Raw genomic sequence first — 24,065 nt, 5'->3', positions numbered from 1 at the left:
GATCCGGCAATTCCCGGCAACCTCGGAAAGGTTCCATCATGACTGACATCACGATCATCGGCAGCGGCAACATGGCACGGGCAATCGGCACCCGGGCTGTCGCCGCCGGTCGTTCCGTCCAGGTTCTGGACCGGACTCCGGAGAATGCCGCCAAGCTCGCTGCTGAACTTGGCGGCAACACTAGCCCCGGCGCCCTGAGCGAGGTTCCCGAGGGCGACATCGTCATCCTGGCGCTGTACTTCGGCCCGGCCAAGGAAGTTGCCACACACTTCGGCGATACGCTCAGCGGCAAGACCGTGGTGGACATCAGCAATCCCATCGACACCGAGACTTTCGATTCGCTCGTTGTCGCCCCGGGGACGTCGGCGGCCGAGGAAATCGCCGCACTGCTGCCGGGCGCACGGGTGGTGAAAGCCTTCAACACCACCTTCGCCGGCCCACTCGGCTCCGGTACGGCCGGAGGCCCACCGATGGATGTGTTCATCGCCTCGGACTCCGAACAGGCCCGCAACGAGGTCGCGGCCTTCGCCGAAGCCGCCGGGCTGCGTCCGCTCCAAGTGGGCGGACTACGCCACGCCCGTGAACTGGAGGGCTTCATGCTGCTGGTGATGGCGCTGCAGGCCAACCCCGCGTATCCAACTTTCAACTGGGGCACCGGCCTGAAAATCATCGACTAGCGGAAACTCAGCCGTTATGGAGTAGTCCGTTATGCCCGGTCAGGGGAAACCCGTGCACCTCAGTGGTGGGGGAACTCTACAGACTCGTTCCCGGAGCTACCCGGGTTGCCGAACCAGGCTGGGGCGGTTCCGGCGAGACCCAGGACGCCAATGGCGATCGCCGCCACAACCGGGAGCGAGCGGATGTGGGCTGACACTAAGGGGCGTCTGGGGAGCCGGTCCCTGTCACGGAGCAGGGCGACGGCAACCAGCAGTGTGCCCAACTCCAGGACGCCGGCAGCAATGTCCGGCATACCGGCCGATTCAGGGGAGCCGGCGGCGGGTCCGAAAGGCAGTCCGACGGTCCGGGAGCACAACCACAGCGCCAGCGGAACAATCGAGACGGCCGCGACAGCCTTGAGCAGGGCACGGTGCCGCCTGCCTAGCGACAACAGGCCAAGGGCAAGCTGGGCTGCAGCGAGAATTGCGAAGAAGGCACCGGCTGCGGCCCACTCGCCAAAATGCTCCGGTACGACTGCAGCGTGGATGGCGGCGCTGCCGACCAGCGCTGCAGCTAGAAACAGCCGTCGGTGGTCAATTCCCCTGCCGCGAGCAGTTCGCCGCCGGGTCCTGCTGACGTCCAATCGGCCGCCCCGAATCGCCACAACCCAGCCGACCAGGACGAGGTTGGTGGCCAGGAGTATCCCGCTGCCGTAGCCCACAGCGCGCATCTGAAGCCCGAGAGACGCCTGCTGTTGCAGCGCGAGGCAGCTCCCCTCGGCGCAGGTATGGCTCATCGAATCAATCAGCTGCAGCTGATTTGACTGCAGCTGATAATCGTAGGCCGAGTTGAGCGTGATGAATGCGATGCCGGCGGCGGTTCCGGCCGCAACGATCAGCAGTGCCGTCAGAACCGTGCTCGACTTGCGCAGTTCCGGCCCGAATAGATGGAGCGCCAGCGTCATGGCGCCCAGCACTGCGAAGACGAAAACCGGCAGGACCAGGGTGGACTCACGCAGCCAGCTCGCGAATGGCTCCTCCGTGCGTTCAATGGCCCCTACGGCACCGCGCAGCGACATCATCCAGAAGCCGTCAGCGTAGGCCATCACAACAGACAGGGATACAACCGTCAGCCACGGAACAGCTGGCCGGCCCGGGATCGAGCCGCTGCGTTCGATCCCGGCGTTGGCGAGCTTTGTGTTCTCGATCATCTCCCGCAGCGTCATGGTCTGATCTCCCAGCCGAACATCATGGCGTGGTCCTCGTGCGCAAGGTTGTGGCAGTGCGCCACGTACGGCCCCACGAAGTCCCGGAATCCCCGGTAAAGGATCACCGACTCGTTCGGGTCGAGCGCCGCCAGGTCTTCTTTCGAGACGTCGTCGGGATGCCCGGTATCCGGCGTAACAGTCACGTCCTTGCCGTTGCGCATGACGGTTCGGTGTTCCTCCATGTGCAGGTGGAATGGATGCACCCAGCCGCCGCCGCCGTTGCGGACCTCCCAGAGGTTGAAGCTGTTCTTCTTTGGCGCGGCCAGCGGCGTCGCGCCGGCCTTGTTTCTCAGGCTCGTCGCCACCGTCGTCGGGTCGAAGGGTTTGCCGTTGATGAGCCACTCGGTCTCGCCGCCCAGGGCGCCCCGCTTCACCTCGAAGATCAGGCGGTTGTCCAACAGGTTCCGCCAGTTGCTCGGCAGCGGCGGAAGCGGACGCAGAGGAGTCAGAGCCGCCGGGATCCGGCTGTCGTCCGGCGCGCTGTCGCCGATCACGAACTTCAGCAGCGGCACTTTGTAGGCCGGATCGGGGAAGAAGCGGGAGGAGTTGGACCACATCCGCCCGTTGGGCATCTTCATGACGTTGGTGAGGTAGACGACGTCGCCCTTAGTGGTCGGCGTGCCGTCCTGGTACCTGGTGAAATCGACGATGACCTCGCGCCGCTTGGCCGGCCACAGTTCGAACGAGTCCCGCTTGATCGGGAACGGCAGGAGCCCACCGTCCGAGGCGATCTGGGTGAACTTCATGCACTGCTGGGCGTCGGGGATGCGGTACTGGCCCTGGAGCTCGTCGTCGACGTAGCCGAGCGACGCCGACGACTTGGGACCCTGCGTCGAGCTCATCAGCTTGAATTCGTAGATCCTCGAGACCGAGGCGTCCAGGAAGCGGAAGCGGTACTTGCGCCGCTTCACCTCCAGTACCGGGAAGGCCGTTCCGTTGACTGTGCAGATGTCGCCCACAAAACCGTGGTTGGGGAAGTGCTTGTAGAACGTCTTGCCCCACCACTCGGGGTGCTTGGCCGGGTTCTTGGCGTCCGGGAACTCACCCTGCACGTCATGGATGTCCTTGTGCACCGTGTCGCCGTCGTCAAGGCGGAAGTCGGAGAAGGCCAGCGGGATGTCGTACTTGACGTCGAAGGAACCGTCCGAGTTGTTTGTGCGGACGCCGGGAAGCCGGAGGCCCCGCCGCTCGTCCCCCATGTCCAGACCGTTCTTCGGGTCGTAGATGGGGTACAGGCCGACCAGGCCCTTGTAGACGTTCGAGCCGGTGTGATCCATCGTGTGATCGTGGAACCAGAAGAAGCTCTGCTTCTCCCGGTCGTCTCCACCGGCCGGCCAGTTCAGGTACAGGTTGTCGACGAACATCTGCGGCCTGAAGCCAGGGTGCTTCGGCCCGGACACCATCGAGTAGTGCGGGTTGCCGTCGCTCTCGGGCGCGGTGTGACCGTTGTGCAGGTGGGTCAGGAAGGACCAGTCCGGGGCGCCAAAATCCTGGCGGTCGAGGTTGAGCGGGTTCTCGTCCAGGTGGTTCTCGAAGCGGACGAGCGCCGGCCTGCCGTACTCGGCGTTGATCATCGGGCCGGGGAAGGTGCCGTTGAAGCCGTAGATCGTGCTCGGCGGCAATGTGCGCTTCGTGCCGGCCGCGTACGTCCTGCCGGATGAGTCGAACGACTCCGTCGGCTCTCCGTCCGAGTCGATCGGCAGCACTTGCGACGTGGTGAAGGAGTGGGTCCGAAGCTGCACGTCGATCTTGTAGACGATCGGATCCGGATAGCCGATCTGGCTCGGCCAGATCTGATGCCGTTCGTTGCGCAGCGAGTTCTGCTGGCCCGGTCCGGGCCCCGGCGGCTTCGGCCAGGCGCTGTACACCGACTTCGGCACGGGGGCGAGTGCCTTCGGGATGGGCAGCCGGTCGCTGAACGGCGAGAGGATCAGCGGGCTCGTCGGGAACTTCTCAATGTAGAACAGGGTGTCACCGAGCGCTGCGGACGTGGCGGCGAACGCGCCGTCGGCCGTGAGCAGACCCCTCTGCGCGAGAAACGGCACCCCCAGGCCCTGCGCGGCAACCAACGCGGCACCGGCACCCCCTGCCGCACCCAGCCTCAAAACGGTTCGACGGGACACCCGGCCTGCGTCGGCAGATTCCTCGCCCATCAGTCCGCGCCCCCTTCGCATGGGGCCGAAAGGCCGCCCTGCGCCCCGGGGCCGCCATCCCAGGCACGTCGTTCCCTAAGTTGAAGAGTGATCACGAGGAAACTCCCTACCCTGTGGGCTCAGCTTCGCTAGGCCCTCCGCCGCTGACCACATCACTATGCGTGGCAGACCTTTGGAAACACTGGGCTTTCCGGAGCGGGACTCCTCCCTTCAGCGGGCCTAAAGCTCGACCGTTCCGCTTTCGCGGTTCCAACGCAGGAGGGTCCCCCTCCGGACAGCCCATCGGTAAGCGTGGTTGCTTTCCTATGGCTGCCGGACGGAGACCCTCCTGAAACCGTCGGCAGACTCAATGCCCGCGGGTCAGGACCTTACCCCTGAAGAACTCGGGGCGGATCTTGGCCATGATCAGCATGAGCACCACGCCCAGCAGGATGACGCCCATGCCGAGGATGAAGACCAGCCCCAGGCCGCCGATTGACGAACCTGATCCGTACGCGGGATCCATGGAGTCGTAGGCGGTCTTGAAGAACATGACCAGCAAGATGACGCCGCCCAGGAGAGGTGCGAGGAACTTGAAGAAGAACGCCCTCGCTCCGCTGAACGCCTCGGCGCGGAAGAACCAGACACAGGCCAACGCGGTGATGCCGTAGTAGAAGCAGATCATCATGCCCAGTGCCGTGATCGTGTCCCACAGCGCATTCTCCGACGTCGTCCGGGTAATGACGTAGAACGCGGCGGCAGCCACTGCCGAGGCGATCGTGGCATAGCTCGGGGACTTGTACGTGGGGCTGATGTTGCCGAATTTCTGTGGCAGGGCCTTGTAGTGACCCATGGACAACAGGGTGCGCGCCGGGGAAACGAACGTGGACTGCAGGGACGCGGCGGAGCTGCTCAGGATGGCCAGGGACATCAGGATGGCGAAGGGGCCCATCACCGGCCCCGCAAGGACCGCGAAAATGCTGCCCTGGTTCTCCGGGTTGCCGGCACCCAGCCCGGTTTCGCCGACGCCGGCGTAGGACAGTGTGGCCAGGGCAACGGTCATGTAGATGATCACGATGACCAGCACCGTGAGTGTGGCGGCACGGCCCGGGGTCTTCTCCGGGTTCTTGGTCTCCTCGTTCATGGTCAGCGTGACGTCCCAGCCCCAGTAAATGAAGATGGACAGCGACACGCCGGCGGCGAAGGCGGAGAAGGATCCCACCGCGAAGGGGTTGAACCACTCCGGGGAGATGGCAGTGGCGTCGAAGGCGGTCCCGTTGGCGACGTGGCTGAACGCAGCCACGGAAAACCAACCGAGGACCAGCAACTGGAAGCCCACAAGCACGTACTGGACGGACTTGGTGGTTTCCATGCCGCGGTAAGAAATCCAGCACGCGAGGGCGATGAACACTAACGTGGTGGCGATGTTCAGCGGCAGGTTTGTGGTGAGGTCGGCGAGTTCGGGATTGCCTGTGAGCTGCGCCAGCATGAGGTAGAAGAAGTCCACTGCGACGGCGGCCAGGTTCGAGAGCACGATGATCGTCGCCGCAATGAGCCCCCACCCACCCATCCAGCCAATCCACGGGCCAAACGCCCGCGAGGCCCACGTGAACGAGGTGCCGGCGTCGGGCATGGCGTTGTTCAGTTCTCGGTAGCCGAACGCCACCAGCAGCATGGGGACAAAGCCCACCAGGAAGATCGCCGGCAGTTGCACGCCGACCTCGGCGACGGTGGGGCCCAGGGCCGCCGTGAGGGTGTATGCCGGGGCGATACAGGAAATGCCGATGACGACAGCGCCGATGAGCCCCACGGATCCGGCCTTCAGGCCCTTCTCGCTCAGTCCGTGTTGCTGTTCCCTGAGATGTCCTGTTTGCTGTCCTGTGTGCGATGGCTTGGACATCGCATGGTCTGCGCTCATTGTTGTGCCTCTCCTGGGGTGTCATTCGACGCTGACTGGTTGAGGTGCTTCAGTTCATAGTCACTGGGGACCACGATCATCGGCACCGGCAGGGCGCGCAGAATGCGGTTGGCCGTGCTGCCAAGGAAGATGGACCGGCTCGTGGCCAGCCTGCTGGATCCGATCAGCAGGACCTCGCCGTCTTCCCAGCCCAGGCGGTCCACCGCTTCTTCGATGCTGCGGCCCTGTGCGACGACGACTTCCGTCTTCGCCTCTTCCCGGACCTCCTGCCCGCCGCCGGGCAGGGCGGCGGCCAGGTGCTTCGCCGCGTACTCCCGCGCCGCCTCCGCGGCGCCGGCCGCATCGCCGCCGTCGAGCGCCAGCAGCGACACCACCCGCAGCGGAACCTGCCGGTTCACGGCCATGCCGAGGGCAAAATCGAGCAGCTTCTCGGCGCCGGCCCGGGTTCCGAGCCCGCAGCTGATCCGGGTCAGGGCCTCCTGGCGGTGGTAGCCGTGCGGTGCCAGAGCCACCGGAACGGTCGAGGCGTGGAGCAGGGCGCTGGCCACCGATCCGATCGTGAACCGTTTGAAGATCCCGGTGCTGGTTGCGCCGATGATGAGCATGTCCGCGCCCAGTTCCTCGGCCGCCTCGATCAGCGCGTGCGCGTCGGAATCATGGCTGCGGATGTGGGCCTGCGCGGGGACACTGGATGGAACCAGCGCCAGGGCCTGGTCGAGCCACTCCTGGGCCTGCTCATTGAGCAGATTTTCGAAGCCAGCCTTCGGCGCGACGGCGTGCCCGGACTGCTGCACTTCGGGCACCACCAGCACAAGGTCCAGGCTCGCTCCACGCCCGAGCGCCAGGGAGACGGCCAGATTGACCGCATCATGGCCTCTGGCATTGGCTGAGTACCCCACTACGTAACGCATCTGGCCGCTCTCCTAACTAGATTGAACTGACTGTTGGGGTTTTCTACGATGCGACGGACGCGCGGTCCGCTGCTGCGACGATCCGGGCGGCCGTGATCTGCCCCATCCGTACGGCGCCGTCGACATGCTGGTAGCCCTCGGCCGCGAGATCGGAGCAAGACCAGTAGATGGGTCCGACCGGCTTCAGCTGGTCCTTCCCGTACCGGTGCAGCCCGCCGAGGTCGTAGCTGGCGGCGTAGGCTCCGCGGGTCCATTCCTCCGAGCCCCAGTCGGACTCGTAGTAGACCTCGGGATCCAGGGCCTTTTCGCCCAAGAAGGACGCAATCGATTCGAGGATGGCGCGGCGGCGGTCCGCGGCACTGAGCTCGAACATCGCGTCGGCCTTCTCGTCCGAGACGAAGCCCACCAGCGTGCCGCGGGGGTCCTCATGGTTCGTGTTGTCGTAAACCTCCTGCACAATGGCGCCGGCGCCGAAGGCGGTCCCGGAGAGCCCGTCCTCGCGCCAGAACGGCGTGCTGTAGACGGCGTGGACCTTGATGACCAGGCCAAGGGACTGGTGCTGGTGCATCTGGTGCTGGCGGCGGGGCAGCGGCGGGTTGAAGGAAACCCGGGAGTAGAGGTTCGGCGGCACGGCCATGATGACGAAGCGGGCGTTCACGGTGGCGCGTTCGGAGACTGCGGTGACGCGGTATCCCCCGCTCGCGTCCTCGGCCCAGTTGATGGTGCGGACCGGGCTGTCGAGGACCACGTCCCCGCCCAGTTCGGCGGCCTGCAGCAGCGAAACCTGCTGCATTCCGCCGACAACCCGCTTGTCCAGGATGAAGTCCTCATCCGTGAGGTTGCTGAAGGACCCGGCGGAGGCAGCCATCAGGACGGCCTGCAGGGCGGAGAAGGCATGGGCAGGTTTGGTCAGCATGCCGCCGGCGATGAACAGGCCGATGTTGTTGCAGGCTTCCTCATCGGTTGAGTTCTGCCGCAGCCAGTGGTGGAAGGAAATGGTGTCCAGCTCGCGGGCCTTGGGGTGTGCCCACGGCTCCTCGGCGCCGATCTCCGCGGCGAGGGAATCGAGCAGCGCCGTGAGCTTGTCCATTTCGGCGGCGGTGGTTTCGCCGACGGGGAACGTGTCACCGGTGTACAGGGTGCGCTTGCCGTCTCCGCCGATGTAAACGGACTCGCCGTCGCGGTAGCGGGAGTAGGTCTGCAATCCGAGCTCATCCAGGAGCCCCAGAAGTGCCGTCTGGTCCGGCGAGACCCACTGGCCGCCGATTTCGAGCATTGCCCCGTCAATCGTGTCGGTCCAGGTCCGGCCGCCCACGCGGTCCCGTGCCTCGAGCACTGCCACGCTCAGTCCGGCCTTCTTCAGTTCGCGGGCGGCGGTCAGCCCGGAGGGGCCGGCCCCTACGATGACGACGTCGCGGTCAAGATTCAGCATGATGTCCTCCCCGTGGCCGCTAGAGTGATGCGGACCACTAAATGAATGCCGTTCATTTAGAATGATAGACCTTTCCAACGCTTCAGGGAAGACCCACTGCCTGGTGAATTTCGCCCGTAAAGTTGGGGGCAGAATGGGCTAAGTCCCGGAACCGACAGCAGAGCTAGAAGAAAGGCCCGGAATGACGGCAGCAACCAGCGTCCCCGCCGATCCGCACAGCCCGGCAGACCAGCACGGCCCCGCCGCCAAGCCCCGCCGCCGCGTGGGCCGGCCCGCCGCGGCCGTGCTGGACCAGGACGGCATCACTGCGGCGGCCCTGCAGCTGATTGGCAAGAGCGGCTACGAAGGCTTCACTATGGCTGCCCTGGCCAGGACCCTCAACGTGGCGCCCTCGGCGCTGTACAACCACGTCTCCTCCAAGCGGGACGTGCTGGTGCTCGTCCAGGACCACTTGACCTCTTTCGTGGACGTCGCCGCGTTCGAGGCCGGGCCCTGGGAGCAAGCGGTGAGGGACTGGGCCTGGAGCTACCGCGATGTCTTCTCCAAGCACACGCCGCTGATCCCGGTCATCGCCGTACTCCCCGTGACGGATGCACCCAAGACGCTGGCCATGTATGAGGCCGTCAGTGCCGGTTTTAGCCGCGCGGGTTTTCCCCAGGAGCGCATCATCCCGGCCATCGTGGCGTTCGAATCGTTTATCTTTGGCTCCGCCTACGACGTCACGGCACCGGCGGACATCTTCGATTCCGGGACCATGGCCGCCTCGACGCCGCATTTCACCTCTGCCGTCCAGCGTCTGGCCGAGGACAGCCATGACAAACCGGCCGACGTCGCCTTCAGCCTGGGACTTGAGGCACTTCTCGCCGGACTCGGGGCGCTGCGGGCGGCCTAGCGGTCCGTCGCCGGGCAGGCAGTTCGCCGGCAGGCAGATTTCCGCCGCGGGTTCCCCACCTTCAACGGCACGACGCCGCCACAAGCCTGCGGTTCGGTGCAACACGCCGGCCCGAGCCTGCAAAGATGGGGATAGCCCGACGCCGGACTACAGCTGGACGTTAAACAAGGGAACCCCGGTCCGAAGACCGGGGTTCTCTCAATTGCGTGCGCGGGGGATTTGTACCCCTTCGCGGCGTGCCGTTGCAATGGCCGGGGAGGCCTGCGGTCAGCGGGCGAAGTACGCTCCGCTGGTCCGAGTGACGGTCGTATAGCCGAGCCGGGAGCCTGTGACACGGACGGTAATCCTTTTATCCCGGTCGGCCGTCCGGACCTTGTAGGTCGACTCTGTTGCGCCGTAGATCGGGACGCCGTTGCGCAGCCAGCGGTATTGAAGGCAGTGCCCCAGGTCCAGGTGCCGGGCTTCGCGGTCACCACTGTCCCGGCCTTGACGGTGCCGGCGATCGTCGGCGTGGCCGAGCTCAGCGCCGCAGCAGCCACCTTCGCCGTAGTATCGGTCGTCTGGGTCTTCAGGATCCTGCCGCCCATCGTGGACGTGACCTTGACGGAGATTTTCTTGCCGAAGTCGCCGCCCACCAGTGTGTAGTCCCGGCCGGTGGCCCCGGCGATCGGGACGCCGTCGCGCACCCACTGGCGGGTCTCTGTCATTCCCGGGGCATAGCCGGACCAGGTGCCGGTGGAGACGGTGAGCTTCTCCCTCACTGTCGCGTTGCCCCGGATGGCCGGGGCTTTGGTCTGGGTCGGGTCCGGCGCGGTCACGGGCTTGGGCGCGGTGACCTTTGCCCAGGCGGTGGTGTATCCGGGAGCGGTGGCGGTCGCTATGAGCGTGACCGTCGTCCCAAGCTGGGTCATGTTGGGGGTGAACGTCGGGCCGGTGGCCGATACCTTCCCGTCCGGGGACTGCCAGTAGTAGATGACAGTCAGATTTTCGGCAGGTTCGGACCAGGTGCCGGCCGTCGCCGTCATCGCCGTGCCAATCACGGCGGTACCGGTCAGGACCGGCTTGGTGACGTTCGTCAGCGGCTTCAGCTCAACCTTCGGGGGCTCCGGGGGCGCCGGGATGACCGTGCCCGCGGCCGGGGGGGACGGTCACTGAGTTGGAGCTGGCCTCGAGCCCGCCAGATTCGGTCACCAGCTCCAGGGTGTGGCCCTGGTCCTCGGCGGTGATCGTATAGGTCAGTTCGGTAGCGTCGGGAATCCAGATGCCGTCGCGCGTCCACTGGAAGCGGTGCTCATTCCAATCGCTGGTGTTCCGATCGGTGTGGTCAAACCAGCGAAGGTCGACAGCGGTGAGGACGTCCCCCACCTCGGTGCCGCCGGTGACCACAGCGCCGGGCCTCTCGGGGGTGAAGGTGCCGCGGCTGGCTGCAGAGGTCACGGTGACCGGATCGAGGCCGGCGGCGTAGCCGGTGACCCGGAGGCTGAGCAGCCCCGTCGGACCCCACGTTGTCCTATCAAATCTTGGGGCGGTGGCACCAGGGATGGGCGAGCCGTCACGGAGCCACTGATACTGGAACTGGACGCCACTCGGGCCCCAGTCCCCCAGTTGGGCGACGACGACGGGCCAGTATTCACCCTCTTCTGCGCCCAGGGATTCGAAGCCAACATACCCCGCCCGGACCGTCGGAACGGCGCCGGCGGCGTCCGTGACCGGCGGCGTCTTGGTGGACTGGACGGTGGTTGCCTTGTACTCCGGAGCACGGCCCGTGGTCTTGACCCGGATGCCCTTTCCGAGGTCCGACCTGGTCAGCCGGTACGTGGTACCGGTGGCGCCCAGGATCGGTACGTCGTTGCGCAGCCACTGGTGCGTGAGCGTCGCGTTGGAGGGATCCCAGGCGCCGTCATAAACGGTGAGGGTGTTGCCGACCAGCAGGGCGCCCCCGATAATCGGCCGCGGGCCGGCAACCGGGCTGTTGACCATCACCGGCTCCTGGCTTCCGTCCGGCGCCGTGCAGAGCTTGACCGAATCAACGATCGGGCCGCAGGACGGCACGAAGCCTGCGTGCGCCGGAACGGCGAAACCGGCCAGCGACAGGGCGTTAAGGGCCCCGGCGGCGCCGAGACGGATGGCCTTCTTGTTCAATTGTTCCCCCCAGGGTCAGCGGGCCGGTCCCCCCGGCCCTGTTGCTGATAGTAGTGCCCTGCCTGCTGTTTTCGGCGGTCACCGTGGGGGCGGACGACGTCGGCGGACAGATTCGTGTCGTCGTCAGTGCCTCCCTCTGGGGCCAGTACGGCTACACGGAGTCAATGTCGGCATGGGTCAGTGTCCCCGCCGTGAAGCTCCCCGCCCCCGGCGTCACCATCACAGGGAACGCCAAGGTCTACGGATACCTGACGGCAACCCTTTCCGTCCCGGCCGGCCTGGACCAGTACGCCGTCAAAGACATTGCCGCACCCCAGTGGTACCGCAACGGAACTCCGATCAAGGGTGCGACATCCCTGGGGTATCAGCCTGTCCCGGCCGATGCCGATGCCGTGCTGAGCTTCAAGGCCGGCCCCGGCCTCATCCATCCGGCCGTACAGTCCGCGAAAATCGGCCCCGGCACGTTCCCCCTGGTGGCGACGCCCATCATCAAGGGCACACCCAAGCCCGGATCCACCCTGACCGTGCATGTCGGGGGCTGGCAGCCGACGCCCTCCGCCTTCGCCTACCAGTGGTACCGCTCCGGCGTCAGGATTCCGGGCGCTACTGCGAAGTCTTACAAGCTCACCGCCTCCGACGCAGGCAAGACCATCATGGGTAAGGCGACCGGTTCTAGGACCGGCTTCAAGACCACCGTCTTGGCTTCGGTGCGGGCACTCAGGTAACCGGACCGCGGCACGCAGACATGAAGAAGCCCTCCCGCGCAGGTGACAGCCGGTGCGGGAGGGCTTCGGTAGTGGGCGGCCTGTTCGACCGCGGCGCCGGCCAGGACAACCTCGGGGGCACATCGCGGCCCGTGACGGACTGGACCGGCTCGCCGTCAAGCCAGCGCTTGTGCGCAGTCATCGCACTTCTGGTCTTGAGCCAGCCCCGTAGTCGTGTCGCGTGGGCGAAACCTGACGTCGCGTGGGTTAGTCGCCTGGGGTTAAACGAAAGAACCCCGGTCCGAAGACCGGGGTTCTTTCGATTTGCGTGCGCGAGGGGGGATTTGAACCCCCACGCCCTTTCGGACACTGGCACCTGAAGCCAGCGCGTCTGCCGTTCCGCCACTCGCGCGCAACTTCTTCCACTCGGATAGGGCCGGTTTCCCGGACCGCCAACCTCGTAAAAGCAGCGAGATCAAGCATAACGGACAATTGCGCGAAAACACCAATCGAGCCGGACAGGTCCCGGATTGCGGTGTATTCCCGGCCAGTCATACCCGGTCGCCGGACGTCACGTCGGCGCCCGCCGGGCCAGCCGCGGAGGCGATGTCCGCGCACGTCAGGGCGCAGTCGGCGCATATTTCGACGTCGGCCCGGCGGCGTCCGTTGAGGCCATTCCCAGACACGCCCAGTAGTATCTGATGTAGGAGTGTCTGCTGAGCGCGGGCTCGCAAAAGTTGGAAACCGAGTTCCGGAACGAGCGCTGCTCTGCAGCCAACAGGAAAGGAGAAGGACCATGGGATTGCTGGACAAAGTCGAGCGCGGCATCGAAAAGGCCGTCCGCGGAGTCTTCTCCACCGGTTCTCGCGCCCAGGTTGAGCCTGTCGAGATCGCGAGCCGGCTCCGCACCGAGGTCGACAACAAGGCCATCACAATCGCCGCGGGACGCACCCTGGCCCCCAACGTTTTTGACGTCCTTCTTAGCAGCGACGACTTCCAGCGCGCCCAGGAATGGGGCACACCCCTCGCGGAAGAACTGTGCGACGTCGTCATTAACCATGTCCGCAGCCAGGGCTACACCCTTCAGGGGCCGGTCCGGATCAGTTTCCGCCGCGATGAAGAGCACCGCGCCGGGGATTTCGACATCTCCTCGCGGACCGAGAAATCCAACGCCCCTTCCGCCCCTGCGCAGCCGGGAGTTCACGGCAACTTACCGGCGGCCCCGACACGCCAGCCGGCACAGCTTCAACCCGTCCTGGACATCGACGGCCAGCGCTACTCGCTGAACGCGCCGTCGATCGTCCTCGGCCGGTCCTCGGAAGCAGACATCCTCATTGACGACACCGGTGTTTCGCGCCGCCATCTGGAAATCCGGACCGGGCCTGGTACGGCCCAGGCGATCGATCTCGGCTCCACGAACGGCAGCTACGTCAACGGCCAAAAGATCGTGGGCAGTTCGGAACTTGCTGACGGCGCCACGATCATGATGGGACGGACTAAAATTATCTTCCGCCTACTGCCCGCCAACACAGGCGGCCGCGCATGAGCGAACTGACCATCACGGCCCTGCGTTTCGGGTTCCTTATCCTCCTGTGGGTGCTGATCTTCAGCATTGTCTCTGCCATGCGCCGTGATCTGATGATCGGCCGCAAGGCGGCGGCCGGGGCCCCGACGGCACGCCAGGTACGCAAGAATCCGGCCCTCGCCGAGCCCCCGCCCGCCCCCGTCAAACAGCAGGCCCGCCAGCTGATCGTGACCGAGGGACCACTGAAGGGCACCACCATCCCCCTCGCGGCAAGCCCCATCCTCCTTGGCCGGGCACAGGAGGCCACCCTCGTCCTGGAGGACGACTACGCCTCGGGCCGCCACGCCCGCCTGTTCCCGCAGGGCAGCCGCTGGTTCATCGAGGACCTCGGCTCCACTAATGGCACCTATCTGGCAGACCAGCAGCTGACCCGGGCCCTCCCGGTGGAGCTGGGCGTCCCCGTGAGAATCGGCAAGACGGTCATTGAATTGAGGCCGTAGCCGTGGCTGCCCCGGATCGCCCCGCAGACAGGGCCGAAGGCAAAACAACGGCCCCGAAGCGGCCGCTCATCATGCGCTACGCCGCGCGTTCAGACGTCGGGCGCATACGCGCCAAGAATGACGACTCCGCCTACGTGGGCCGGCACCTCGCCGTCGTTGCCGACGGCATGGGTGGCCATGCCGGCGGCGACGTCGCCTCCGCCGCGACCGTCCTGGACATGATCCACCTGGACCATGATGACTACGACGGCGAGGCCGGCACCGTCCTCGCCGACGAAATCCAGACGGCAAACTCCCTGCTGTCCGAGCTGGTCCACATCAATCCCAAGCTCGCCGGGATGGGCACCACGGTCACAGCCCTGCTCCTGGCCGAAGGCAAGCTCCACTTCGCCCACATTGGCGACTCCCGGGCCTACCGGCTGCGCGACGGCGAGTTCGAACAGGTCAGCATCGACCACACCTTTGTCCAGCGGCTCATCGACGAGGGCCGCCTGCGCCCCGAAGAGGCCGAAACGCATCCACACAAAAACGTCCTCATGCGCGTGCTGGGGGACGTCGATGCCAGCCCGGAGTTGGATCTCGACACCCTGGCTGTCCAGGCCGGGGAACGCTGGTTGCTCTGCTCGGACGGCCTGAACTACGTAGCCGGCCACGTCGTTGAGCGCACGGTTCGGGAGACGAAGGATCTGAACGAATGCGCCGAACTGCTGATTGAACTGACGCTGGAGGCCGGCGCCCCGGACAACGTGACGGTGGTGGTGCTCGACATCGCCGAGCCGACTCGCGACGACGTCCGGACCGCCGCCGTCAACGTCGTACCCGCGTCGGCCGCAGGGACCTCGGCGACCGCCGCGGCAGCCGGACGGCTGACCGGCAGCACGATTGGTGCCACGACGTCCGCCGGTGAGTCCGCGAAGAAGGACCACTCCGGCAACGACGCCGGGGCCGCTGCCCGGGCTGTGGCCGGGGATGCGTCAGGCCCGCGGCCCGCCGACCCTGCCCCTGGAGCCCCGGCCGACGGCACGCCGGCCACTGCCGCGCAGAAGACTGCCGGGAGCAAGGAACCCGAGACCACCACCGACCCGCATCTGGGCGAACACCTCTCGGCCGAAGTCCTGCGTGAAGAACTCTCCATGCGCCCCCACGAACTCGTCGGGGCCGCCGCCGCAGCAGCGGAATCAGGGTCCATTCCGTCTATAGCCGGACGCACCGTGGCCCGGCGCGCGGCCACTGTACTCACGCACAAGTCGGAACAGGACCGCGAGGACACCGAGGACTTCAGGCCCACCGGACGGCCGCGCCGCTGGTTCACGGTGTCCATTGCCGCCGCGATCGTCGCGCTGCTCGCCGTGGGCCTGTGGCTTGGCTACGCCTGGACCCAGACGCGCTACTACATCGGCGAGCACGATCAGCATGTGGCCATCTTCAACGGCGTCTCCCAACGCCTCGGGCCCATCCAGCTTTCCACTCTCGAAGCGGTGACCGATATCAAGATGTCCGACCTTCCCGAATTTTCGCAGCAGCGGGTGCGTCAGACCGTGCCCGCCCGCGATCTCTACGACGCGCAGCGGATCGTCAAAAATCTGGAACGCACCGGCACCACCGCCCCGGCCGATGAATGCCTCACCCCGTCCCCCGCAGCGACGGCCGCCGGCGCCACCCCCGGCGCAACGGCCAAGCCAGGCTCCACGGCAACGCCAAATGCCACGGCCTCCCCTGGAACGGCCAAGCCGTCACCATCCGCCACCCCGACTACGAATTGCGAGGGGGCCAAATGACACCCATCGACCCCGTGCCCAGGCCACGACGCAACGTGGAGCTGGTCCTCCTGATCCTTGCCCTCGCCGTCGGGATTGGAGCCCAGGCCCTCGTGGGCGTGGACCGGCAAAAAGCGTTCGATACCGACTTCTGGTTCCAATCCAGCCTCCTGGCAGCCGCCGCCCTCGCCTTTCACGTGGTGTTGCGGATCCGCGCAAAATATGCCGACCCGGTAATACTTCCGCTCGTGGTGGCCCTCAACGGGCTGGGCCTTGCCATGATCCACCGGCTGGACAGGGTGGGCGAGGACACCGGCAACAACCAGCTGCGCTGGACGCTGGTGGCCATGGGGGTCGCGATCGCAGTCATTTGGTTCCTCAAGGACCACCGCATCCTGCGACGCTTCACCTACATTTCGCTGGCCATCAGCGCCGTGCTCCTCATCCTTCCGCTGGTTCCCGGCGTCTCGGCCGGAGAAATCCTGGGCGCGAGCGTCTGGATCAAGATCGGTTCCATGACGTTCCAGCCGGGTGAAATAGCCAAGATCACGCTGGCCATCTTCTTCGCTGGATATTTGTCGTCGAACCGGGACCTGATCCTGCTGGCTGGCCGCAAAATCGGCCCGGTGCAGTTCCCGCGGTTCAAGGACATGGGCCCTATGCTCACCGCCTGGCTCGTGAGCATCGGCGTGCTGATCTTCCAGCGCGACCTCGGCTCCTCGATCCTGTTCTTCGGCCTGTTCCTCGTCATGATCTACGTCGCCACGAGCCGCATCAGCTGGGTGATCATCGGCCTCGTGTTGATTATCGTGGGTGGCTTCATCGCAGCCCGCGTGTTCTCACACGTGGCCCTGCGGATTGACGGCTGGGTCAACGCCTTCACCGATGAGGTCTACGGCCGGCAGTTCGGCGGCAGCCTCCAAATTGTCGAGGGCCTGTTCGGCATGGCCAACGGCGGCCTGGTCGGCACCGGCCTCGGCCAGGGCCGACCCAACCTCGTCCCCTTCGCCAACAGCGACATGATCATCGCCTCATTCGGTGAGGAACTCGGGCTGATCGGCGTCTTCGCGATCGTCCTGATGTATCTGCTGCTGTTTACCCGCGGCTTCCGCGCCGCGCTGGGCACCCGCGACGCGTTCGGAAAGCTGCTCGCCACCGGGCTCTCCTTTGCGATCGCGCTGCAGTGCTTTGTGGTGATCGGCGGCGTCACGCGCCTGATCCCGCTGACCGGACTTACGACGCCGTTCCTCGCCGCTGGCGGGTCCTCCCTCCTGGCGAACTGGATCATTGTGGGCTTGCTGCTCATGATTTCCCACTCCGCCCGCGGTCCAGTGGACACGACGCCGCTGCCGCCCGGCCAGGAACCGGGCGTGAGCCGGAAACTGCCCGCAATGCCGTCCAAGCCGGCCCCGGACCACCCCCGAACCAGTCCCGACGCACCCACCGAGGCGGTGAAACAGCTATGAACCAGGCCATCCGCAATTCCTGGCTCGCCGCGATCGCAATGTTCGTGCTGGTCTTCGGTGCGCTCAGCTACGTGCAGGTGGTTGGCGCCGACGAGCTCAAAGCCAACGCCTGGAACAGGCGCGCCATCCTCCAGAACTACTGCAACGACCGCGGCGCGATCATTGTCGGCGGCAGCCCGGTGGCAGAGTCCGTTCCCGCCACCGAGAGCTGCAAGTTCCAGCGGACGTACTCCCAGCCCGAGCTCTACGCCGGCGTCACGGGGTACTTCTCCAAGAACTACGGGCTCACCGGACTGGAGAAGTCCATGAACGATGTGCTGGCCGGCAGCTCGGACCAGCAGTTCCTGGACCGGGTGGGCCAGTTGTTCCTCGGCAACCAGCCCAAGGGGGCGTCCGTGGAACTGACCCTGGACCCCAAGATCCAGAAGCTTGCCTATGACCTGATCCCGGACGGCCAGCGCGGGTCGATCGTGGTCACCAACCCGAAGACCGGCGCGATCCTGGCCATGGTTTCCAAACCGTCCTATGACCCCAACCTGATTGCCACCCAGGACGCGGCCGCCGAACAGGCCAATTACAACGAGCTGAACCAGATCCCCGGGATCAACCTCAACCAAAATGTCAGCGGACCCACGGGCGAGCTGCTGGCACCAGGTTCGGTGTTCAAGCTCATTGACACGGCGGCGGCGCTCAATTCGGGCAAGTACAACAAGGACAGCGTCCTGCCCAACCCGGCGGAAATGCCCTTCCCCGGCATCGACTACACGCTCCCCAACTACGCGGGAGGCAACTGCTATACCCGTAGCACGGCGTCGTTCGCGTTCGCACTGCAGCAGTCCTGCAACACGCCGTTCGCCAGCATCGCGCTGGATTTGAAGCAGCAGGCCATTGCGGACCAGGCGGAGAAGTTCGGCTTCGGACAGGACTTCGGTGACCAGCTAAAGCTGGACAGCGCCCCGAGCTTCTTCCCGACCGAGCCGCTGGACGACGCCGGCCTGGCGCAGTCCTCGATCGGCCAGCGGGACGTCCGGGCAACCCCGCTCCAGATCAACACGATGACAGCCGCGATCGCCAACGACGGGGTGCAGATGCAGCCGAACCTGATCAAGGCCGTGCGCGCCCCTGACCTGCGGGCGATCAACGAACCGAAACCCCAGGCCCTGCGCACCGCCACGACTCCGGAGATCGCACGGCAGATCAACGAGTGGATGGTCAGCGTCGTCGACGACGGCATCGCCAGCCGTGCGGCTGTGCCCGGTGTCCAGGTGGCCGGCAAGACCGGTACCGCCGAACTCGGCAACGGCCTGAACAACTCATGGTTTACCGGGTTTGCCCCGGCAAATGACCCGCAAGTGGCTGTCACCATCGTCATGGAAGGCGTAGACATCACCACAGGCGCAAACCTAACCAGTCCGAACGCGAAGAAGATTTTTGAGGCGGTGTTGAATAAGTGAGGCCTACTTCGGGAATCACCCTCGGCGGCAGATTCCAGCTGACCACGCGCATTGCGATCGGCGGCATGGGAGAAGTCTGGAAAGCCAAAGACCTGATCCTTGGCCGCATTGTCGCCATTAAGGTGCTCAAGGAGGAATACACCGGTGACCCCGGGTTCCTGCAGCGCTTCCGCGCCGAAGCACGCCATACCGCCCTGCTGAACCACGTGGGCATCGCCAACGTCTTCGATTACGGCGAGGAGGAGGGATCGGCCTACCTGGTCATGGAACTGGTTCCGGGCCAGCCGCTGAGCAGCATCATCGAGCACGAACAGGTGCTTTCCCCGGACCGCACCCTTTCGATGATCGCGCAGACAGCGCGTGCCCTGGCTGTTGCCCACGCGCAGGGCCTCGTGCACCGCGACGTCAAGCCGGGGAACCTGCTCATCACCCCGGACGGCCGCGTCAAGGTCACCGACTTCGGCATTGCGCGCCTGGCCGATCAGGTTCCGCTGACCCAGACCGGCCAGGTGATGGGCACGGCCCAGTACCTGGCACCGGAACAGGCCACGGGGCAGACTGCCACCGGGGCCTCGGACATCTACTCCCTTGGCGTGATCGGCTACGAGTGCCTCACGGGCCACCGGCCGTTCTCCGGGGAATCCCAGATCGCCATCGCGCTGGCCCAGGTCAACGACGCGCCGCCGCCGCTGCCTGACACGCTGCCCAGGCCGGTCCGCGCCCTGCTGATGTCCATGCTGGCCAAGGATCCGAAGAACCGCCCGGCGGACGCCATCAAGCTGTCCGAGGCAGCCGAGGCCATCCGCAACGGTGACATCTCCGCCGCACATGCAGCTGTGCCGGGCATGCTGCTTTTCGAGGCAGCCACCGGGCCCATCACGGCGCCCGTCGACGTCCCCACAGCGGCCACCAGCGTCATTGGCTCCAGCGCCGCGGAGGACAAGTCGACGTCCGCAACATCCGCGCTGCCCGTCGTTGGCGCTGCAGGTGCCGGCGCGGCGGCCGGCCTGGCAGCCGGTGCAGCCGCCGCCAGCGGCTACGGCGCCCGCAACGCGCTCAACCGCGCCGATGCCCTCGCGGCCGAGCGGAGCTGGGTGCAGGAAGAGGAAGCGGAAGATTACGACGAACCGGAGGAAGAGCCGAAGCGCCGCGGACGCAGCCCGTGGACCTGGCCGCTTATTGCGCTGATCCTGCTGGTGGTGTTCGCCCTGGTCGGTCTGGTCGTGAGCCAGGCCGGCAATCTGTTTCCCTCGCAGGCGCCGGCCAGCAACAATGTGACCTCCAGTTCTGCGAAGCCGAGCAGCGCCACCCCCTCGGCGTCGTCCGCGTCCGCGTCCGAGACCCCCACCCCCACGCCCAGCTCCGCGACACCGACCGAGTCCACCCCGGCAGCGGTCAACCTGATCCCGGATGCCTATTTGGGGAGGCCCTTCAACGATGTCCGCAACGAGCTGATCGGCCAGGGGCTGCAAGTCACCGGCGTCGAGGTGGTCAACGAGGCGACACCTGGCACCGTCACCAACATTGACCCTTCCGGTCCGGTCCAGCCCGGCACCACCATCACCGTCAGCTACTCCAAGGGACCGGAAATGGTTTCCGTCCCGTCCATCAAGGCAGGCTCAAGCGAGGCCAAGGTCCAGCAGGCCATCCAGGACGCCGGGCTGCGCTGGGCCAAGGGAGCCGACGTCAGTCCCACGAACAAGAACGAAGATCCCGGAACCTTCGTGAGCTCGGAGCCTCCTTCCGGGTCCAAGGTGCCCGCCGGCAGCGTTGTGACCTATCACCTCGCCGAAGCCACCGCCACAACACCTTCACCTACCAAGTCCGGACCCTAAAGAATCATGAGCAATACACCCCGCACTCCGTCGCACAGGGAGGAACGCCCGGCGAACACGCAGCGCGTCCTCAGCGGGCGCTATGAGCTGGGTGAGCTGATCGGCCGTGGCGGCATGGCGGATGTTTTCCGCGGCGTCGATACCCGGCTGGGACGTACAGTGGCCGTCAAGCTGCTTCGCCCTGACCTGGCCAGGGACCCCCAGTTCCAGGCCCGGTTCAAGCGCGAGGCCCAGGCTGTCGCGGCACTCAACCACCCTTCGATTGTGGCTGTCTTCGACACCGGGGACCACGCGGTCCCCGGTGACCACGACGACAGCGTCCGTGTGCCCTACATCGTGATGGAATTCGTTTCCGGCAAGACGATCCGCGATCTGGTGCGGGCCAAGGACGTCACCATCGATCAGGCGATCGACTTCACGCTGGGCGTGCTGTCCGCGCTCGATTACAGTCACAAGGCCGGAATCGTGCACCGCGACATCAAACCCGCCAACGTGATGTTTTGCCCGGATTCGAACAGCGTCAAGGTCATGGACTTCGGGATCGCCCGGGCCATGGCGGACTCCTCGGCCACCATGACGCAGACCCAGGCAGTCGTGGGGACCGCCCAGTACCTGTCCCCCGAACAGGCACGGGGCGAAACCGTCGATGCACGGAGCGATCTCTACTCCGCAGGATGCCTTCTCTATGAGATGCTGGCCGGCCGGCCGCCGTTCATCGGCGACAGCCCAGTCTCCGTGGCCTACCAGCACGTGCGTGAGATCCCGGAGCCCGCCAGCAGCCTCAACCCCGAGGTCTCCGCTGCGCTGGACAGCGTGTTGATGAAGGCCTTGCAAAAGAACCGCGCGGACCGGTTCCAGGACGCGGCCGCCTTCCGCCGTGCCCTGCGGGCCGCGCGCAGCGGCGTTCCGGTGGCAGCACCGGCCGCCAGTGAAGCCCCCACGGACCCCACCAACGCCGTTCCCCGGCATGACCCCCTGGCGCCTACGGCAGCGTTCACGCTGACCGGGGCCAAGTTCCTTGACGATTCCCCGGGCGGCCGGCTGCGGCCCGCTGAAGAAACGCCCGACGACGAGCAGTTGCTGCAGCCCGCAGACACCGAACTTTATGACACGGACGACACCGGCAGCCTGCCCCTGGTGCTGCCGGTCGAACGCGAGCACACGCCGCGCCAGAAGTCGCGCCGCCGCACGTGGATCGCGACCCTGGTGGTCCTCACGATGCTGGTATTGGCCGGGGGCGGTCTGTGGCTCTACAACCTCATGAACCAGGCCCCGCCGCAGGCAACCAAGGTTCTGGTTCCCACGGTGACGTCCCTGACGGAATCAGAGGCCCTGCAAAGGCTGTACAACGCCGGCTTCAAGCCACAGCTCCAACGGCTGCAGCACGAGAGCATCCCCAAGGGCGCAGCCATTGGCACGGTGCCGACGTCGGGAAGTTCCATGGACGCCAACTCGGACATCATCCTCAATATTTCCGAAGGCCCCAGCGCGGTCACCATCCCCACCGACCTCCCAGGCCGGACGGAGGCGGCGGCCCGCGATCTCCTGCACCAAAAGGGACTGACCGGGTCCCTCACCACCAAGATGTCCAACCACCCCACGGTCCCTGTCGGCATTGTCATCACCACCAACCCGGCCCCGGGACAAATTGTGGCCGTCGCGGACACCGTCGAAATCGTCGTCTCCACCGGGAAGGTTGCTGTGCCCCAGCTGATCGGGCTGCCGCTGGCGGAGGCGGAGGCGAAAATGACGGAGCAGGGTCTGAAGCTCAACGTCACCGAAGTGGAGAATTCCCAGGTGGCCCCGGGCAAGGTGACAGGCCAGGCCGATGCCGCGGATTCGCTCGTGGAACAGGGTAAGACCATCACCGTGACCGTGGCGAAGGCGCCAGCGCCGCCCCCCTCACCGACGCCCACGCCCACGCCAACGCCCACCAAAACCACGACAAAGGAGGGCGCGGTCCTGGACGGACTGTTCCCCTAGGCCGGGCGGGACAGCGGGTAAGGGCCAGCTACCGCCGAGCCGGCGCGTGCAGAGCTCGCGCATGCAGTGCGTGCAAGGTCAGGGCAGGAGCATGCTGTACCTAAAGAGTCAGTGCTTGATAAGCGGGCTGAGTTCCGCTGCCCGCTCAGCGGCGCCGGCCATGCCCAGCGACTCGAGCCAGTTGCCCAGCATCTGGTAGCCGCCTTCGGTCAGGACAGATTCCGGGTGGAACTGGACACCGCACAGCGGGGCGGTGCGGTGCTGCAGGCCCATCACAACACCGGTGCCCGTTTCCGCGGTGATCTCCAGGACTTCCGGGATGCTCTCGCGGACGGCGGCCAGAGAGTGGTAGCGGGTGGCCGTGAGCGGGGAGGGCAGCCCGGCAAACACGCTGGTTCCGTGATGTTCGACGAGGGAAGTCTTGCCGTGCATCAGTTCGGGAGCGTGAGTTACGGTTCCGCCGTAGGCCTCCGCCAGCGCCTGGTGGCCCAGGCACACACCCAGCATGGGCTTGTCATGGCTGCCGCACCATTTGATCAGCTCAATGCAGACGCCGGCCCCGGCGGGATTCCCCGGTCCGGGAGAGATGAGGACACCGTCCCGTGCCTCGGCCATTTCGATCGCCTCGGCGAGCGTGACGTCGTCGTTGCGGACCACGGTGGTCTCGGCACCGAGTTCCTGGAGATAGCCGACCAGGGTGTAGACAAAGCTGTCGTAGTTGTCTACGACCAGGATCTTGGTTGTACTCATGGGTGCTTTGCTGAACCAATCGTTGAATCTGTTAACTGGGTGAATTGCGCCAGCCAAGGAAAAAGGAACTGAACCATCAATACCAGTGCTCCGGCCGCCAGCACCAGCGCAGTCGCAATCCTGAGCCACAAGGGACCGGGAAGGTGGCGGAAAAACCAGCCATAAATCCGTCAGCCTTCCCTGGCCGCGCGGGCCGCCTGGATAATTTCAGCCGGCGGCTCTGCGGAAACAGGTTGCCACCTTTCAAGCAGCGTGTAGGCCACAAAGCGTTCCTGGGAGCCAAACCGCGGATTGCAGCTCGTCGGGGTCAGATAGCTCTCCGTCGGCGCGGCGCCCGGCCGCGTCGGCACCGGCTCATCGGTCCGTGAGGGGAGGCCTGTCTGGCTGTTCCGGAACACGTAGACATAGTAGCCCTCGCGGGTCTGGACGTAGATCCAGTCCCCGGGCACTAAGGCGTCGACATGGTCCAGGACCGCGTCGTGAGCCTGCCGGTGTCCGGCCACGGCGAAGTTTCCCGCAGCCCCTGGCATGGCCGTGCCCTGATGGTGCCCGATGCCCATAGTGTCCAACACCGCCGTCGTGGTTGCCTGACCGATGGGGCGGTTGCGGGGTCCACGGTGTGGCCGGAACTACAGCTAGAATTGTGCGAGCAAAAAGAATTCAAACTTGACCAAGAGCGCGTTGGCCGGCGGGGGCTCCTGTCCTGCAGGATATAAAGCCACATTGCCGCTCTTGTTCCA

At 65.8% G+C, this 24,065-nt stretch carries 19 protein-coding genes, 1 tRNA gene and 1 pseudogene; 11 read left to right on the top strand and 10 right to left on the bottom strand.

The window, feature by feature from the left end:
* The first annotated feature begins 38 nt into the window (after window positions 1-38).
* Window positions 39-677: an NADPH-dependent F420 reductase gene (locus tag MRBLAR12_RS13825; RefSeq protein WP_229994275.1), complete on the top strand. Its 639-nt coding sequence runs from the start codon at window positions 39-41 to the stop codon at window positions 675-677.
* Between the two features lie 59 nt (window positions 678-736).
* Here the strand turns inward: MRBLAR12_RS13825 and MRBLAR12_RS13820 are convergent, their stop codons facing one another.
* The 5 genes from MRBLAR12_RS13820 to MRBLAR12_RS13800 all read right to left on the bottom strand — a co-directional run bounded on the left by MRBLAR12_RS13820 (window position 737) and on the right by MRBLAR12_RS13800 (window position 8,317).
* Window positions 737-1,882 carry a hypothetical protein gene (locus MRBLAR12_RS13820; protein WP_364746669.1) on the bottom strand — a complete coding sequence of 382 codons (1,146 nt, stop codon included), beginning with the start codon at window positions 1,880-1,882 and terminating at the stop codon, window positions 737-739.
* Window positions 1,879-4,077: a multicopper oxidase family protein gene (locus MRBLAR12_RS13815; RefSeq protein WP_364746667.1), complete on the bottom strand. Its 2,199-nt coding sequence runs from the start codon at window positions 4,075-4,077 to the stop codon at window positions 1,879-1,881. The genes MRBLAR12_RS13820 and MRBLAR12_RS13815 overlap by 4 nt, the downstream gene beginning before the upstream one ends.
* Window positions 4,078-4,423: 346 nt before the next feature.
* Window positions 4,424-5,956 (bottom strand): APC family permease, encoded by a 1,533-nt coding sequence (locus MRBLAR12_RS13810; RefSeq protein WP_364747063.1) that lies wholly within the window; start codon window positions 5,954-5,956, stop codon window positions 4,424-4,426.
* 14 nt (window positions 5,957-5,970) lie between these two features.
* Window positions 5,971-6,885 (bottom strand): universal stress protein, encoded by a 915-nt coding sequence (locus MRBLAR12_RS13805; RefSeq protein WP_364746665.1) that lies wholly within the window; start codon window positions 6,883-6,885, stop codon window positions 5,971-5,973.
* Window positions 6,886-6,928: 43 nt separating this feature from the next.
* Complete coding sequence (locus MRBLAR12_RS13800; RefSeq protein ID WP_364746663.1) at window positions 6,929-8,317, bottom strand: flavin monoamine oxidase family protein; 1,389 nt, start codon at window positions 8,315-8,317, stop codon at window positions 6,929-6,931.
* Between the two features lie 181 nt (window positions 8,318-8,498).
* Here MRBLAR12_RS13800 and MRBLAR12_RS13795 point away from each other — a divergent pair, with 181 nt between their 5' ends.
* Together MRBLAR12_RS13795 and MRBLAR12_RS13790 are read left to right on the top strand one after the other, a co-directional pair.
* Window positions 8,499-9,209 (top strand): TetR/AcrR family transcriptional regulator, encoded by a 711-nt coding sequence (locus MRBLAR12_RS13795; protein ID WP_229994280.1) that lies wholly within the window; start codon window positions 8,499-8,501, stop codon window positions 9,207-9,209.
* Window positions 9,210-9,638: 429 nt separating this feature from the next.
* Entirely contained in the window at window positions 9,639-9,854 is a 216-nt protein-coding gene (locus MRBLAR12_RS13790) for a hypothetical protein (RefSeq protein ID WP_364746661.1), read from the top strand.
* 444 nt (window positions 9,855-10,298) lie between these two features.
* Here the strand turns inward: MRBLAR12_RS13790 and MRBLAR12_RS13785 are convergent, their stop codons facing one another.
* Window positions 10,299-11,351 (bottom strand): hypothetical protein, encoded by a 1,053-nt coding sequence (locus MRBLAR12_RS13785; protein ID WP_364746659.1) that lies wholly within the window; start codon window positions 11,349-11,351, stop codon window positions 10,299-10,301.
* A gap of 53 nt (window positions 11,352-11,404) precedes the next feature.
* Here MRBLAR12_RS13785 and MRBLAR12_RS13780 point away from each other — a divergent pair, with 53 nt between their 5' ends.
* Complete coding sequence (locus MRBLAR12_RS13780) at window positions 11,405-12,076, top strand: hypothetical protein (protein WP_364746657.1); 672 nt, start codon at window positions 11,405-11,407, stop codon at window positions 12,074-12,076.
* Window positions 12,077-12,384: 308 nt separating this feature from the next.
* On the opposite strand, the gene MRBLAR12_RS13775 is transcribed toward MRBLAR12_RS13780, so the two are convergent.
* Together MRBLAR12_RS13775 and MRBLAR12_RS13770 are read right to left on the bottom strand one after the other, a co-directional pair.
* A tRNA-Leu gene (locus MRBLAR12_RS13775) sits at window positions 12,385-12,467 on the bottom strand.
* Window positions 12,468-12,606: 139 nt separating this feature from the next.
* Window positions 12,607-12,741, bottom strand: coding sequence for a hypothetical protein (locus MRBLAR12_RS13770; protein ID WP_290369371.1), 135 nt, complete (start codon window positions 12,739-12,741; stop codon window positions 12,607-12,609).
* Between the two features lie 110 nt (window positions 12,742-12,851).
* Here MRBLAR12_RS13770 and MRBLAR12_RS13765 point away from each other — a divergent pair, with 110 nt between their 5' ends.
* Genes MRBLAR12_RS13765 through pknB form a run of 7 tightly spaced genes read left to right on the top strand, consistent with a single transcriptional unit; the run spans window position 12,852 to window position 22,575 of the window.
* Window positions 12,852-13,601, top strand: coding sequence for an FhaA domain-containing protein (locus MRBLAR12_RS13765; protein WP_229994283.1), 750 nt, complete (start codon window positions 12,852-12,854; stop codon window positions 13,599-13,601).
* Window positions 13,598-14,080: an FHA domain-containing protein FhaB/FipA gene (locus MRBLAR12_RS13760; protein WP_091560792.1), complete on the top strand. Its 483-nt coding sequence runs from the start codon at window positions 13,598-13,600 to the stop codon at window positions 14,078-14,080. The genes MRBLAR12_RS13765 and MRBLAR12_RS13760 overlap by 4 nt, the downstream gene beginning before the upstream one ends.
* 2 nt (window positions 14,081-14,082) lie before the next feature.
* Window positions 14,083-15,858 carry a PP2C family protein-serine/threonine phosphatase gene (locus tag MRBLAR12_RS13755; protein WP_364746654.1) on the top strand — a complete coding sequence of 592 codons (1,776 nt, stop codon included), beginning with the start codon at window positions 14,083-14,085 and terminating at the stop codon, window positions 15,856-15,858.
* A complete protein-coding gene (locus MRBLAR12_RS13750; RefSeq protein ID WP_229996075.1) occupies window positions 15,855-17,303 on the top strand; it encodes an FtsW/RodA/SpoVE family cell cycle protein in 1,449 nt (482 codons plus the stop codon). Before MRBLAR12_RS13755 ends, MRBLAR12_RS13750 begins: the two co-directional genes overlap by 4 nt.
* Complete coding sequence (locus MRBLAR12_RS13745) at window positions 17,300-18,757, top strand: peptidoglycan D,D-transpeptidase FtsI family protein (protein WP_229996076.1); 1,458 nt, start codon at window positions 17,300-17,302, stop codon at window positions 18,755-18,757. The genes MRBLAR12_RS13750 and MRBLAR12_RS13745 overlap by 4 nt, the downstream gene beginning before the upstream one ends.
* A complete protein-coding gene (locus MRBLAR12_RS13740; RefSeq protein ID WP_364746651.1) occupies window positions 18,754-20,592 on the top strand; it encodes a protein kinase domain-containing protein in 1,839 nt (612 codons plus the stop codon). Before MRBLAR12_RS13745 ends, MRBLAR12_RS13740 begins: the two co-directional genes overlap by 4 nt.
* Before the next feature lie 6 nt (window positions 20,593-20,598).
* The gene (gene pknB / locus MRBLAR12_RS13735) at window positions 20,599-22,575 is read left to right on the top strand and encodes a Stk1 family PASTA domain-containing Ser/Thr kinase (protein WP_229993505.1); all 1,977 of its coding nucleotides are present in this window, start codon (window positions 20,599-20,601) and stop codon (window positions 22,573-22,575) included.
* Window positions 22,576-22,683: 108 nt separating this feature from the next.
* On the opposite strand, the gene MRBLAR12_RS13730 is transcribed toward pknB, so the two are convergent.
* Both MRBLAR12_RS13730 and MRBLAR12_RS13725 read right to left on the bottom strand, forming a co-directional pair.
* The gene (locus tag MRBLAR12_RS13730) at window positions 22,684-23,325 is read right to left on the bottom strand and encodes an anthranilate synthase component II (protein ID WP_364746649.1); all 642 of its coding nucleotides are present in this window, start codon (window positions 23,323-23,325) and stop codon (window positions 22,684-22,686) included.
* Window positions 23,326-23,495: 170 nt separating this feature from the next.
* Window positions 23,496-23,948: pseudogene (locus tag MRBLAR12_RS13725) on the bottom strand (sortase domain-bontaining protein); the annotation flags it as partial.
* Window positions 23,949-24,065: the final 117 nt, after the last annotated feature.

It is taken from the genome of Arthrobacter sp. LAR12-1-1.1 (assembly GCF_040676555.1).
GTDB lineage: Bacteria > Actinomycetota > Actinomycetes > Actinomycetales > Micrococcaceae > Arthrobacter.
The sequence above is the reverse complement of the archived record's forward strand: the minus strand, read 5'-3'. Positions and strand labels throughout refer to the sequence as shown.

What these genes read in the sequence shown, in the direction of transcription:
- MRBLAR12_RS13825 (WP_229994275.1), top strand. Translation starts at nt 39, where the DNA reads ATGACTGACATCACGATCATCGGCAGCGGCAACATGGCACGGGCAATC.
- MRBLAR12_RS13820 (WP_364746669.1), bottom strand. Translation starts at nt 1,882, where the DNA reads ATGACGCTGCGGGAGATGATCGAGAACACAAAGCTCGCCAACGCCGGG.
- MRBLAR12_RS13815 (WP_364746667.1), bottom strand. Translation starts at nt 4,077, where the DNA reads ATGGGCGAGGAATCTGCCGACGCAGGCCGGGTGTCCCGTCGAACCGTT.
- MRBLAR12_RS13810 (WP_364747063.1), bottom strand. Translation starts at nt 5,956, where the DNA reads ATGTCCAAGCCATCGCACACAGGACAGCAAACAGGACATCTCAGGGAA.
- MRBLAR12_RS13805 (WP_364746665.1), bottom strand. Translation starts at nt 6,885, where the DNA reads ATGCGTTACGTAGTGGGGTACTCAGCCAATGCCAGAGGCCATGATGCG.
- MRBLAR12_RS13800 (WP_364746663.1), bottom strand. Translation starts at nt 8,317, where the DNA reads ATGCTGAATCTTGACCGCGACGTCGTCATCGTAGGGGCCGGCCCCTCC.
- MRBLAR12_RS13795 (WP_229994280.1), top strand. Translation starts at nt 8,499, where the DNA reads ATGACGGCAGCAACCAGCGTCCCCGCCGATCCGCACAGCCCGGCAGAC.
- MRBLAR12_RS13765 (WP_229994283.1), top strand. Translation starts at nt 12,852, where the DNA reads ATGGGATTGCTGGACAAAGTCGAGCGCGGCATCGAAAAGGCCGTCCGC.
- MRBLAR12_RS13760 (WP_091560792.1), top strand. Translation starts at nt 13,598, where the DNA reads ATGAGCGAACTGACCATCACGGCCCTGCGTTTCGGGTTCCTTATCCTC.
- MRBLAR12_RS13750 (WP_229996075.1), top strand. Translation starts at nt 15,855, where the DNA reads ATGACACCCATCGACCCCGTGCCCAGGCCACGACGCAACGTGGAGCTG.
- MRBLAR12_RS13745 (WP_229996076.1), top strand. Translation starts at nt 17,300, where the DNA reads ATGAACCAGGCCATCCGCAATTCCTGGCTCGCCGCGATCGCAATGTTC.
- pknB (WP_229993505.1), top strand. Translation starts at nt 20,599, where the DNA reads ATGAGCAATACACCCCGCACTCCGTCGCACAGGGAGGAACGCCCGGCG.
- MRBLAR12_RS13730 (WP_364746649.1), bottom strand. Translation starts at nt 23,325, where the DNA reads ATGAGTACAACCAAGATCCTGGTCGTAGACAACTACGACAGCTTTGTC.